This is a genomic window from Candidatus Liberibacter africanus PTSAPSY (assembly GCF_001021085.1).
GTDB lineage: Bacteria > Pseudomonadota > Alphaproteobacteria > Rhizobiales > Rhizobiaceae > Liberibacter > Liberibacter africanus.
In genome coordinates, this window is the sequence record NZ_CP004021.1 from 651,122 (window position 1) to 664,104 (window position 12,983).

The window sequence follows — 12,983 nt, forward strand, 5'->3', positions numbered from 1 at the left end:
CTATGGGCGACTTTAAAATAAATTCATCTGAATGTCCGAAAGAAAAGAGTGGAGATATAGATTTATCAGATTCTGTATCGAGGATGTCTTTTATTGATTTTTGTAAAAATTGCATGGTGTCATTGTGTAAAACATTGAAGAAACTTATGGGGTTAGGATGTCATAGGGACATTAGATCTTTATGGATAGATGAAAATTTAGACAGCATGTTTTCTGAGACAGAAAAAGAGATTTTTAATAATGTTTTACGTTTTCGTGAAATGCGAGTTGGCGATATCATGGTTCCGCGTATTGCTATTGATGCAGTAGAAGATAAAGCGACGATTCGTGAAGTAATGATGTGGTTTGAGAAGTATGGCCGGTCATGGATGCTAGTGTATAAGAATAGTTTAGATAACCCAAGGGGAATGATTCATATACGTGATTTAATACCGTATGTCGCGCGGATTCATAATATTAATTGGGATACGAAGCTATTTGAATCAAACTTAATAAAAGATATTCTTTTTATACCATCTTCAATGTTGGTATCCGAACTATTAAGAAAAATTAAAGAAAGCGGAATACGTATAGCTCTAGTAATCGATGAGCATGGTGGTACAGATGGTCTTGTATCTTATGGAGATATAATATCTTCTTTAATAGGATATTTGACGTTTGATCACCAAAAATCGATGGTTTCAGCTGTATCTGATAATACTTTTATAGTCGATGCTCGAGCTGATTTAGAAGAATTGGCTAAGATTATAGGTGCTGATTGGGATTTGCTTACTAAAGAGCAGGATGTTGATAGTTTAGGAGGGCTTATTTTTTCAGTTTTAGATCGTATACCAGCAAAGGGTGAAGTTATTTTAGAAATTCCTGGATTTGAGATTGTAGTTATAGAGGCAGATGTTCGTTGTGTCCGTTATGTTCGTATTCGGCGTCTTCTTGAAAATTAATCTGGGGAGCATTTTATGCTCTACGTATTTTAGGTGATTTTAGACAAATATTTGAATGTGCAATTGATGCAAAGGAGATCTTTAAATTGGGTAATATAGCTGGAAAGGTGATGCTTTTATCGGGAATAAGGCGATATTTTCTTGCAATATTAGCTGGTGTTATAGGAAGTTTTTCTATGCTACCAAGCGATTTATTTTTTGCTTCTTTTGTATCTTTTACATTGTTAATATGGTTGTTAGATGGAATTTCGTCGACCCAAGGCATGAAAAGACTTGGGTCGTCTTTTTTTTTAGGATGGCTATTTGGTGTCGGATATTTTTTAATAGGATTCTGCTGGATAAGAGAAGGCATAATAGAGAAGATCAATCCCTTACTCTCTTTTTTGAGGGGAGGGATGTTTTTTATGATTATTCCTTTTATTCTAGCTATATTTTATGGACTGGCTACTTCTATAGCGTCGTTATTATGGTCTACAGGTGTGGGACGTATATGCATTTTTGCATGCGCTGTTGGATTTTGTGAATGGTTACGTAGTTACCTTGGGATGGGAGTATGGAATGCTATAGGATATGCTGCCATGCCTATACCTGTAATGATGCAGTCTGTGCATTGGATAGGGTTGTTTGGAATGAATGCATTGAGCGTTTTTTGTTTTGCATCTCCTGCATTATTTGGGACATGTAAGGATGTAAAAATAGGGATGGCTCTATCTAGTATTCTTTTGATTTCGCATGTCACATATGGCTTTTGGAGATTAACAGGAGATACGGAATCCTCGTTGAATTTTGAAAAAACATCTCCAGTTATACGCGTAGTACAGCCTGGCATCAATTCGGAAATAAAAGAGGATTATGCAAATATTTTAGAGCGATATTTATCTATAACAGCATTGCCAGTATCTGTAGGAGAAGTCGAGCCCTCTATTATTATTTGGGCAGGATTGCCTTTCCCTTTCTCAATTGTAGATCAACCAGATATACTAAAGCGTGTATCAGGTGTTCTTAAGAAAAAACAATTGTTGATTTTCGGTTCTATGCACAGAGAATTGTTGAATGGAAAAGGTTATTTTCATAAATCAGTTTATGTTATAGACAGCAAAGGTAAAATTTTAGCCACTTCAAATGCAAAACACTTAATCCCGTTTTCTGAATCTTTGCCTTATAGAAATATTTTTAAGAAACTTCACTATGATGTTTCTATGTTTCCATTCAATGTTTCTTCTTATGACGAATCTTCGTTATTAAGAGTATCTGAAGAATTGATATTATCCCCGCTTTTCTTTTCAGATGTATTATTTTATCAAGACGTTGACAATGAATTAGAAACCGCTCATGCGATCCTAAACGTAACGGATCATTCTGGCTTTATAAATGATAATAGTTTTAGATATGCACAAGTTCGAGCTGTAGAAATTGGATTGCCATTAATTCGTGTTACGAACAATGGAGTTTCTGCTTTTCTTGATGAAAAAGGTCGAATTATCTCATCGATGCATTTTGATAGGAGTGGGTCTATTGACATGCAGTTCCAACCTAAAGTAAGAAATAGTCTATATTCTAAATTTCAAATAGTATCTTTTTGGATTATTGAATTCGTTTTACTAATTGTATCTGTTATAGCTTGGATATAAGAGTGATTAATTAGATTGATACCTATGCGATAATTCAATGTTATATTTTTACGTATATTAAATAATTATTTTTTTAAAATATATTTTATAGTCAAGGTTATAGTTTTATGATTGGAAAGAAAAAATACCCTAATCCGGTTGATATTAGTGTTGGTAAGCGCGTTCGGTTATTAGGAATGAGCCAAGGGAAGCTTGGTGATAGTTTGGGAATAACATTTCAGTAAGTACAAATATAGCTTAGATATAAGAGTGATTAATTAGGTTGATACCTATGCGATAATTCAATGTTATATTTTTACATATATTTAAGTAATTTTTTAAAAAATATATTTTATAGTCAAGGTTATAGTTTTATGATTGGAAATAAAAAACACCCTAACCCGGTTGATATTAGTGTTGGTAAGCGCATTCGGTTGCGTAGGATGGTATTAGGAATGAGCCAAGGGAAGCTTGGTGATAGTTTGGGAATAACATTTCAGCAAGTACAAAAGTATGAAAAAGGCGTGAATCGGGTATGTGCTAGTCGTCTGTTGCATATTTCTGAAGTTTTGAAGAGCCCTGTTACTTTTTTCTTGGGCATCGAATCTAAGACTAATTCTGATACACAATCTGAAGAAAACGATGTTATGGACTTTATTTTTAGTTCTGATGGGCTGCAGTTGAATCGATATTTTGTTAAAATAAGCGATACTAAAGTTCGGCAAAAAATCATAGAATTAGTAAAATCTATGGTGTCATCAGAAAATGAATGTGAACATATGACAGAATAATGTATATTAAAACAGTATACGGATTAGTGTAGACAATGTTCGAGTATTACTTTAGGATCTAAGGGGGTATATTTAGTATGGTTATTTAAAAGGTGGAACATGAGTACAGATTTTCTTTTTACAAGCGAGTCCGTTTCGGAGGGGCATCCTGATAAAATATGTGATCGTATATCTGATGAGATTGTAGATTTTGTATATCGTGAGGCTATCGAAAATAAAGTAGACGTAAATAGTGTCCGTGTTGCATGTGAAGTGCTTGTTACAAAAAATAGGGTAATAGTTGCAGGGGAGGTTCGTCTTCCTCAAAGTCTATTGAGAGCAGATTCTGTAACAGGTAAATATGTCGTAGATAAAGAAAAATTTGAAAAAGTTGTACGATCGGTCATTAGATTTATCGGGTATGAACAAGAAGGCTTCCACTGGGAAACAGTGGAAATAGAAATATTGTTGCATCCCCAATCCGTTGAGATTGCAAGCGGAGTAGATCATGCTAGTGACGATTATAGTAATTTAGGTGCTGGTGATCAGGGCATTATGTTCGGATATGCTTGTCGAGAAACAGTGGATTTTATGCCTGCGCCGATTTATTACGCTCATCGGATTCTTCGTATTCTCGCAGATGCTCGTAAGAATGATATTGGTGATATATCTAAGTTAGGCCCTGATTCTAAGAGTCAAATTACTATCCGGTATGTAGACAATAAGGTATGTGAGGTTAAATCAATTGTTTTATCTACACAACATTTTGATCCTACGTGGGATAGGGATAAGGTGCGTTCAGTCGTAGAGCCTTATATCTTTAAAGCTTTAGAGGGTATAAAAATATCTCCTGATTGTAATTGGTATATAAATCCTGCAGGGAAATTCGTTATAGGGGGGCCATGTAGTGATGCAGGTTTAACGGGTAGGAAAATTATTGTAGATACTTATGGGGGAGCTGCTCCGCATGGAGGGGGAGCTTTTTCTGGCAAGGATGTTACAAAGGTTGACCGTGCGGCTGCTTATGCAGCACGATACTTGGCTAAAAATATTGTTGCTGCGGGTTTAGCGGATTGTTGTACTATACAGCTTTCGTATGCCATCGGTATATCAAAACCATTATCAATTTTTGTTAATCTTCATAATTCTGGAAAGGTCAGTGAGGTTTGTGTTTCTAATGCAATTAGTAAAGTAATGGACCTTTCTGTTTCAGGGATACGAGATCATCTTAATCTCAGTCGTCCTATATACGCTAAAACCTCTTCTTATGGTCATTTTGGACGTAGCACAACTCAAGACGGTTTTTTCCCTTGGGAAGAATTAAATTTAGTCAAGCCTTTGAAACAAGCGATTGGTTTTTGAATAATTGAAAAATTATCTGCAAAATATTATTCCTATTGGTGGTTGATAATACGAACATATAAATGAGTTATTCTTAATAACAGAATTTTTCTAGATTTTTCATTTTATGTTCGTATTTCATTTAGTTAATATTCTTATTTTTTTTAATGATATTATCAAATGGAATCCATATTCTATAGATGAAATATTTTTGTTTTATATCGCAAGCGCTATGGGTTATTTTATTTTTAAAATGATTTTAATATTTACATTTTGTATGCGTGGAAGATCGATAAAATAAATTTGATTTCCGCATTAAGGATGCAAGAGAAGATTATATTATTTTTTAATATACGGATTTTTAGATGATTGAAAACGTATTCTAATTGGAATTCCTGATAAAGAAAAATTAGCACGTAATTTATTTATTAAATATCTTTTATAAGATTCGGGTATTTTACTGGGGAAATTACAAAATACCAGAAAAGAAGGAGGAGATGATTGTATCTGTGTAATATATTTTAAACGGTTATAACGATGTATGATCGTTGGAGGAGGATTTTGCAATTGGGTTTCTTCCAACCAAGAATTCAATCTGCTAGTTGTAATATGAGTTTTCCATAATTTATTTATATCCAATACATTTTCCATAAGATCATCGAGACCTTCTCCTGTATATCCAGAAATAGTGTTTATGCGAATATTGCCGACTTGTGGTAAATTTTTTAAGGATTTTTCGCGTAAATCTTGTAATAGTTCTACTGTATTACTAACTATATCCCATTTATTAAAAGCAAGTACAGCTGCATGTCCTGTATTAATAACGGAATCAACTATACGCAAGTCTTGTTTTTCAAAAGGTATGTTAGCATCTAAAAGAACAATTGTTGTTTCACAAGTTCGTACAGACTGCATGCTTTTTTTTACTGTTTTTTTTTCGATTTGTTCGGTAATACGGGATGGTTTTCTCATTCCTGCTGTATCGAATATTTCTATTGGGTGATTTTTCCAATTCCAACTTGTGGCAACTGAATCGCGGGTAATCCCAGATTGAGATCCTGTTATAAGGCGGTTATATCCAAGCAATCGATTGATAAGAGTTGATTTTCCAACGTTGGGTCTTCCTATTACTGCGATGCGTAAAGGTTTAGAACAATTATCTCCTTTGGTGATGGATTCGGTTTTTTTTGTATCATTTTCTGCAGGATTAAGCTGATAATTAGGATACTTATTTGCAAAAACTTTTAAAATAATACTGCATAATTCGGATATTCCGAGATCATGCTCAGCAGAAATTTTTACAATGTTTTTAAAGCCAAAAGAATAGATATCATAAAATTTTTCTTGAGAGATACGTGTGTCCATCTTATTGGATACTACAATAATGGGAATATTCTTTTTGCGCAACAAATTCGCTATGCTATGATCATAAGGAGAGACGCCTTTTTTAGAATCGATTAAAAAAAGGACTAAATTAGCTTCATCAATTGCAAACTCTGTTTGACCATTAGTTTTCTGGGAAATGTAGTGATTTTTTCTATCTTCTATTCCAGCAGTGTCGATAACATTAAATTTAAATCCATTGATTATCGCTTTTCCATACAAACGATCACGCGTTATCCCGGGATTGTTTCCAACAAGAGCCATTTTCTTTTTAATAAGTCGATTAAAAAGTGTTGATTTCCCTACATTAGGAGATCCAACAATGGCAATTGTATAGATCATGAATATATCACTTCAGTATCTTTTTATCTTCTTGTTCGGAAGTAGCGGTAATATTTGCAAGAATTATTTGACTGCGATTTACAATTCCAGTGGGTGCATTTTTATCTTTAACTATTTCTTCAAAAATACTCTTTGCCAGGCTAATATTACCAGATTTCAATGCAGCTATTCCAAGCACTTCGTTGGCAGCCTGGTGCATTGGGTTAGAAGGGTTTTTTAATTTTTGTAATATCTTTGAAATCTCGTTATATGGCATAGTGTCGACTAGTATCCATGCTGCATGGATAGTGGCTGTATAACGGATAACAGTGGGAGATGATTCGTCATTCGCGATCTTTAAAAATCTTTCAGCTGCATTTTTTTTATCACCATTGGCTTCCAATATCAATGTGATATACATGTTGGCTAAAGGAGAAAAATGTTTGTCTTTTAGAGATACTATTTTTTCGAAGGAAGCGCGAGCATCATCTAACTTATTGTTATCAAAAAAATCAACAGCTTGAGCAAATTGTTCTCTTGTAATATTTTCCTCCTGATCAGCTGAGCTGTTATTGAATAGGCAAAACCATATTGCTAAAGAACAGGTAATAAAAATAACGAGTAAAGCTATTGGTTTATAACAACATTTCCCCATCGAATGTTTCCCTCTACAGGAACTCGCATCGTTATTAGGTTCCATTATATTCTCCTAAGTTATGTCGATCTATCACAAAAGCACCAGCATATTATAAAAGATACTCATGCAGTATTCAAATCAAAACAGAAATATGCGGGTATTAATTTTCAGTAACGTTCATTTTTTATTTGAAAAACTAACTTTTTACATATCCTTTAAAAGATGAAATTGACTTGAGGGTGTGAAAATTATATCTGTTCATACGGCAACGATTCACTAAGTTAGACTGTTGGCAATCTATCGATAATAAGGCTGTATAGTTAAATAATCAAGAAATAATTTCTATTTGTTTATGAGGCTATCGATCATTAAAAGGAATCAACTTTATGACTGTAACAATTCCGTGGACAATTAAAAAACCTACTGCAGTTTTGGTTCTTCAAGATGGTAGTGTTATTGAAGGCATGGGATGTGGGGCAACAGGTTCTATTCAATCTGAAATTTGTTTCAATACATCTTTTACCGGATATCAGGAGATTTTAACAGATCCGTCTTATTTAGGGCAAATAGTTAATTTTACTTTCCCTCATATTGGGAACGTGGGCGTGAATGAGGAAGATTTCGAATCTATCTCTGAAAAGAATTTTAAGGGGGCGGCAGGTCTTATTATCAAATCTGAGATTACCGATCCCTCCAATTATCGTTCGAATATGCATTTTGATGCTTGGTTAAAATCTTGTGGAATTATTGGCTTATCGGGAGTAGATACAAGGGCTTTGACAGTTTGGATACGTGATAATGGGGTGTCTAATTCGGTTATTGCCCATCATCCAGATGCTGATTTTGATCTTGAAGCCCTTAGAGAGCGTGCGAAGAATTGGGGTGGTTTAAAAGGTTCTGAATTAGCAAAGCATGTTACAATATCTCAAAAAAGAGATTGGTCGGAAAATGTTTGGAAGTGGGGGAAAGAGGCTTGTCCCTTAAAATCAAGTGATGTTAAACATCATGTTGTTTGCATTGATTATGGTATTAAAAGAAATATCTTAAGAATTTTATCTTCCTTAAATTGTAGAGTGACGATAATGAGAGCAGATTCTTCATATGAAGATATTATATCTCTACAACCAGATGGAATTTTGCTTTCTAATGGCCCCGGAGATCCTGTCGCAACTTCTATTTATTCTACTCCTATTATTTGTAAGCTTGTAGATTCAGGGATACCTATTTTTGGAATATGTTTGGGGCATCAGTTATTGGGATTAGCTCTTGGCGCTAAAACTGTCAAAATGTATCATGGACATCATGGCGTAAATCATCCTGTAAAAAATCTTATGAATGGAAAAGTGGAAATAGTATCTATGAATCACGGTTTTGCAATAGATGCTAGTACCTTACCAGCGGGACTTGAAGAAACTCATATTTCTTTATTTGATAGTAGTAATTGTGGTTTGCGCTTTGTTGATCGCCCGGTTTTCTCTGTTCAATATCATCCTGAATCTTCTCCAGGTCCGCAAGATAGTTATTATCTTTTTTCTTCTTTTTTGGATTTTATGTGCAAGAAAAAATAATTGTATTGATATAGTTCTAGATGCTTAAATGTAACAAAAACAAAAAATAAATTATATGATTTAGGTGATAAAATTATTTTTTAATGAAGAGTTTTCGCGCTATATGTGTAAAAGAATGATATTCTTTTTTTAAATTGTTATATGAAGAGTAATTGCTTTTAGGCAATTTTTTATTTGCTGAAGTATTGTAAAAATTGTATTACAGTCTATAGGTAGAATTTTGTTTAACAGATATTATTGATTGTCATGATCTTAAAGAGATATCTAGAATTATGAGGGTTTTAGTATATTATGCACCGTTATCGCACACATACCTGTGGGGATCTTGGGGTTTCTGATGTTGGCTCCTTTGTTCGTCTTTCGGGATGGGTACATCGTGTACGTCCCCACGGAGGGATTATTTTTCTAGATATTCGTGATCATTATGGTATTACGCAAATAGTCGTTAATCCGGATTGTTCTTTTTTTGATATTGCGAAATCTGTGCGTAGCGAATGGGTTTTACGTATTGATGGATTGGTTATGGCCAGAAGTGAAGATACCGTTAATGCTAATATTATAACTGGTCAGATAGAATTATTTGCAAGAGAAATAGAGGTTCTTTCTGTTGCAGAGGAAGTTCCTCTCCCGGTGTTTGGAGAGAGAGAATATCCTGAAACGATTCGTTTTAAATATCGTTTCCTTGATTTACGTCGAGATACTTTGCATAAGAATATTGTAAAGAGATCTCATATTATTGCGTCTATGCGACGTCGGATGACTGCAGAGAGCTTTATTGAGTATGCTACTCCTATTTTGACCGCATCCTCTCCAGAAGGGGCGAGAGATTTTCTTGTTCCGAGTAGAGTAAATAAAGGTCGTTTTTATGCTCTTCCTCAAGCGCCGCAACAGTATAAGCAGTTGTTGATGGCGTCTGGATTTGATCGTTATTTTCAGATTGCACCTTGTTTTCGAGATGAAGATCCTAGGGCTGATAGGCTTCCGGGGGAATTTTATCAGCTTGATGTGGAAATGAGTTTTGTAGAGCAAGAAGATATCTTGAATACTATGGAAAATGTTGTACGTGGTCTTTTCGAAGAGTTTTCTGGGGAAAATACTCTGAACAATAATTTCCCGAGGATTAGCTATGATGATGCTATTCGTAAATATGGTACAGATAAACCTGATTTGCGTAATCCTATCGTTATGAGTAATGTTACGGAATACTTTGTCAATTCTGATTTTCAGATGTTTTCTAAGATGTTATCTGCTAATCCGGGGTATGAAGTATGGGCAATTCCTGCTAAAAAAGCTGGGAAACGCGCTTTTTGTGATAGGATGAATGAGTGGGCAAAGTCACAAAAGCAACCTGGTCTTGCTTATATTTTTTGGCGTTTGGATGAAAATGGTAATGTAAGAGGGGCAGGTCCTGTTGCAAAGAATCTAAATATTGAAAAAACAGAGTCTATGCGTGTGTTCCTTGATATGCAAGATGGAGATGCATGTTTCTTGATTGCAGGAGATCCTTTAAAATTTCGTGGGTTTGCTGCGGATTCTCGCAATTACATTGCACAAGAACTAGCAATAATTGATTATAACCGTTTTGAATTATGTTGGATTGTAAATTTCCCTTTCTATGAGTGGAATGAAGAAGAGAAGAAAATAGATTTTGCTCACAATCCATTTTCCATGCCTCAAGGAGGGATAGAAGCTCTTAAAGGAGATGATCTTTTATCTGTTAAAGCGTTTCAATATGATTTAGTTTGCAATGGCTTTGAAATTGCTTCAGGAGGAATTCGCAATCATATGTTTGATACGATGATTCAGGCTTTTTCTAATGTTGGAATAAGCAAAGAGACTGTTGAAAGTCGTTTTGGAGGATTATATCGTGCGTTTCAATGTGGAATGCCTCCACATGGAGGGATGGCTGCGGGGATTGATCGTATAGTGATGCTTCTCTTAAAGGCGGAGAGTGTGCGAGATGTATCCTTATTCCCGATGAACCAAAGTTTTTGCGATCTTCTTATGGGGTCTCCATCAGATGCAACCGCTAAGCAGTTGCGTGAATTGGGATTGCGTATAGTAGAAGATCCTAACAAAAACCTTAAATAATATTACCGGGTAATTTTGCCTTCTCCTATTTGATATTTTGAAAATTGCTCAGTGCCATTTCTCTCCTTCATGTGGTCTAAGTTATATGATTTGGGATAGAAAAATTTTATCCTCAAAGTGAAAAACCACTATTTTATACTAGTAAGTTAAGTACAGATGAAGTGGCTTTTCTCAAGAACAATCAGGAATTTAAAGCTATGAGGAGCTTGATGTAGGAGCGGTGATTGTAGCTATCGTAAAATTCAGATGTGACACAGGTGAAATATTTTCAGGAAGGATTATATCTTTCATGTGAATGCTATCGCCAATCTTCAGGCCATCAAGATCAACTGTGATTGAATCAGGAATCATATTCGCTGGGCAAAGTAAGGAGGCTTCATGGCAAATTATATTCAGGTTTCCTCCTTGTTTTAGTCCGACTGATTTATTTTCATTAATAAAACGAACGGGAACATGCACAGAAACAATAGAGTCTTCGGATACCCGTAAAAAATCCATATGGATAAGGGTATCACTCACAGGATTAAGCTGATATTCTTTTGGAATGACTTGGATTGCTTCTTTCCCAATGTTAAGAGTGAGTACATTTGTCATAAAATTTTTTCTATGTAGCTTCTGGGATATGTCTTTTATTGATAATGCAATTGGTTGAGGATCGGACTTATTGCCATAGATGATGGCAGGGATCTGACCGTTTCTACGCAATAAACGAGAGCTTCCTTTGCCAAAATTTTCACGAATTACCGCGTTCATTTTGCATTCTTCTTGATCCATGAATCCTTACTTTCTTTACAATACAGTCTGCTTTATCATATCAAATATCACAATATCGGAAATTTACATACTTCCTATTAGAAGATATTTTTAGCTATCAAATGCCTTATAGTACGATGGCCTTTCAAAATCAACGATGTAATGTCTTTTTTATTTGCATGCTATTTGTGCTAATTTACTTAACTTGATTTTTCTATATTTAGCTAAACAAGAGCATAAAGTTAAACAAGCCACATTCTATATCTTGTTAACAAAAAGCAATAGAAAAGACACGGCAAAATTATAATTATTTATGAAAGGAGCAATAACATTAATTAAAAATACTAAGCTGCTTTAACTTGATCCTCGCTGGTTGATTTTTCTGTTTTAGAGCTTTTCGAAGAAAGGTTAATTTCAATGAGATTAATAGCTTCTGGCTCAGATATACTGTTTACAGCGGCTACTTCTCTAACCATGCGATTGAGAGCAGACTCATATAATTGGCGCTCAGAATATGATTTTTCGGGCTGGCTATCTGTCCGGTATAGGTCACGAACAACTTCTGCAATAGCGATTAGATCCCCGGAGTTAATTTTAGCATCGTACTCTTGTGCACGACGAGACCACATTGCACGTTTGACTCTAGCTTTCCCGCGTACCAGTTTTAGTGCTCTTTCTACAAAGTGTGCTTCTGATAGCTTTCGCATACCAATATTAATTGCTTTTTCTACTGGAACTTTAAGGCACATTTTATCCTTATCAAATGCAATCACAAAAAATTCCAGCTTCATGCCAGCTACTTCTTGTTCTTTTATCTCTGTGATGGTTCCCACTCCATGGGCAGGATAAACAATGTTTTCTCCAGTTTTAAATCCCTGGCGCATCGCATCTCTTTTTTTTTGGACTGTCATTAAACCCCCTTATTCATATTCATACACAAAAAATATTCAACAAGGATTAACGAGCTATAAAAAAAACAATAACCTGATTAAGGATGTCTTTAGATATGCTCGACAATCCATCGTGAATCTAATGACTGATGCCATTATTTTTTTTCAATTAAACACACCCCATAAGAATCAGAAAAATCTTACGCATATTATAAAAGATCTGAAGATGCGGCCATTATATCAGAAAATATATCCTAATCAAGAATTAACTTTTCTCAATATACAAAATAATGTACGAATAGTTAAATTTTTTGATTTTACTTGATGGTGGCAGTTGATTTTCCAGGGTTAGGAGAGAAATACTTTTCGTATTTTTGGGGGATTCCATCCATTTCTGTTGCGTTAGGGAGACTTTCTTTTTTCTCTGTGATATTGGGCCATTGAGTAGAATACTCTGAATTTATTTTTAACCACATTTCTATCCCCGGTTCGGTATCAGACTTAATAGCATTGACGGGGCATTCAGGTTCGCATACTCCACAATCTATACACTCATCTGGATGGATTACTAAGAAATTTTCTCCTTCGTAGAAACAGTCAACTGGGCAAACTTCTACGCAATCTGTATGTTTACACGAGATGCAATTTTCAGTGACGACGTATGTCATATATTGCCTT

The 12,983-nt window shown here is 34.9% G+C and carries 11 protein-coding genes; 6 read left to right on the forward strand and 5 right to left on the reverse strand.

Annotated features, from left to right (window positions below):
- Window positions 1-2: 2 nt before the first annotated feature.
- The 4 genes from G293_RS02980 (at window position 3) to metK (ending at window position 4,683) form a co-directional block, all read left to right on the forward strand.
- Complete coding sequence (locus tag G293_RS02980; RefSeq protein WP_047264242.1) at window positions 3-941, forward strand: transporter associated domain-containing protein; 939 nt, start codon at window positions 3-5, stop codon at window positions 939-941.
- An 86-nt stretch (window positions 942-1,027) separates the two neighbouring features.
- Window positions 1,028-2,572, forward strand: coding sequence for an apolipoprotein N-acyltransferase (gene lnt, locus G293_RS02985; RefSeq protein ID WP_047264243.1), 1,545 nt, complete (start codon window positions 1,028-1,030; stop codon window positions 2,570-2,572).
- 353 nt (window positions 2,573-2,925) lie between these two features.
- Window positions 2,926-3,342: a helix-turn-helix domain-containing protein gene (locus G293_RS02990; protein ID WP_047264244.1), complete on the forward strand. Its 417-nt coding sequence runs from the start codon at window positions 2,926-2,928 to the stop codon at window positions 3,340-3,342.
- A 99-nt stretch (window positions 3,343-3,441) separates the two neighbouring features.
- Window positions 3,442-4,683 carry a methionine adenosyltransferase gene (metK, locus tag G293_RS02995; RefSeq protein WP_047264245.1) on the forward strand — a complete coding sequence of 414 codons (1,242 nt, stop codon included), beginning with the start codon at window positions 3,442-3,444 and terminating at the stop codon, window positions 4,681-4,683.
- Between the two features lie 318 nt (window positions 4,684-5,001).
- On the opposite strand, the gene der is transcribed toward metK, so the two are convergent.
- Together der and G293_RS03005 are read right to left on the reverse strand one after the other, a co-directional pair.
- The gene (gene der, locus G293_RS03000; RefSeq protein WP_047264246.1) at window positions 5,002-6,387 is read right to left on the reverse strand and encodes a ribosome biogenesis GTPase Der; all 1,386 of its coding nucleotides are present in this window, start codon (window positions 6,385-6,387) and stop codon (window positions 5,002-5,004) included.
- Between the two features lie 7 nt (window positions 6,388-6,394).
- A complete protein-coding gene (locus G293_RS03005; RefSeq protein WP_047264247.1) occupies window positions 6,395-7,066 on the reverse strand; it encodes a hypothetical protein in 672 nt (223 codons plus the stop codon).
- 323 nt (window positions 7,067-7,389) lie between these two features.
- Here G293_RS03005 and carA point away from each other — a divergent pair, with 323 nt between their 5' ends.
- Together carA and aspS are read left to right on the forward strand one after the other, a co-directional pair.
- Entirely contained in the window at window positions 7,390-8,571 is a 1,182-nt protein-coding gene (gene carA / locus G293_RS03010; protein WP_047264248.1) for a glutamine-hydrolyzing carbamoyl-phosphate synthase small subunit, read from the forward strand.
- A gap of 291 nt (window positions 8,572-8,862) precedes the next feature.
- Entirely contained in the window at window positions 8,863-10,662 is a 1,800-nt protein-coding gene (gene aspS, locus G293_RS03015; RefSeq protein ID WP_047264249.1) for an aspartate--tRNA ligase, read from the forward strand.
- A 195-nt stretch (window positions 10,663-10,857) separates the two neighbouring features.
- On the opposite strand, the gene G293_RS03020 is transcribed toward aspS, so the two are convergent.
- The 3 genes from G293_RS03020 to fdxA all read right to left on the reverse strand — a co-directional run bounded on the left by G293_RS03020 (window position 10,858) and on the right by fdxA (window position 12,973).
- Entirely contained in the window at window positions 10,858-11,436 is a 579-nt protein-coding gene (locus tag G293_RS03020; RefSeq protein WP_047264250.1) for a 50S ribosomal protein L25/general stress protein Ctc, read from the reverse strand.
- A gap of 323 nt (window positions 11,437-11,759) precedes the next feature.
- Window positions 11,760-12,326 carry a CarD family transcriptional regulator gene (locus tag G293_RS03025; protein ID WP_047264251.1) on the reverse strand — a complete coding sequence of 189 codons (567 nt, stop codon included), beginning with the start codon at window positions 12,324-12,326 and terminating at the stop codon, window positions 11,760-11,762.
- A 296-nt stretch (window positions 12,327-12,622) separates the two neighbouring features.
- Entirely contained in the window at window positions 12,623-12,973 is a 351-nt protein-coding gene (gene fdxA, locus G293_RS03035; RefSeq protein ID WP_047264253.1) for a ferredoxin FdxA, read from the reverse strand.
- Window positions 12,974-12,983: the final 10 nt, after the last annotated feature.

Coding starts and splice junctions, on each gene's coding strand:
- G293_RS02980 (WP_047264242.1), top strand. CDS start 3: ATGGGCGACTTTAAAATAAATTCATCTGAATGTCCGAAAGAAAAGAGT.
- G293_RS02990 (WP_047264244.1), top strand. CDS start 2,926: ATGATTGGAAATAAAAAACACCCTAACCCGGTTGATATTAGTGTTGGT.
- metK (WP_047264245.1), top strand. CDS start 3,442: ATGAGTACAGATTTTCTTTTTACAAGCGAGTCCGTTTCGGAGGGGCAT.
- der (WP_047264246.1), bottom strand. CDS start 6,387: ATGATCTATACAATTGCCATTGTTGGATCTCCTAATGTAGGGAAATCA.
- G293_RS03005 (WP_047264247.1), bottom strand. CDS start 7,066: ATGGAACCTAATAACGATGCGAGTTCCTGTAGAGGGAAACATTCGATG.
- carA (WP_047264248.1), top strand. CDS start 7,390: ATGACTGTAACAATTCCGTGGACAATTAAAAAACCTACTGCAGTTTTG.
- aspS (WP_047264249.1), top strand. CDS start 8,863: ATGCACCGTTATCGCACACATACCTGTGGGGATCTTGGGGTTTCTGAT.
- G293_RS03020 (WP_047264250.1), bottom strand. CDS start 11,436: ATGGATCAAGAAGAATGCAAAATGAACGCGGTAATTCGTGAAAATTTT.
- G293_RS03025 (WP_047264251.1), bottom strand. CDS start 12,326: ATGACAGTCCAAAAAAAAAGAGATGCGATGCGCCAGGGATTTAAAACT.
- fdxA (WP_047264253.1), bottom strand. CDS start 12,973: ATGACATACGTCGTCACTGAAAATTGCATCTCGTGTAAACATACAGAT.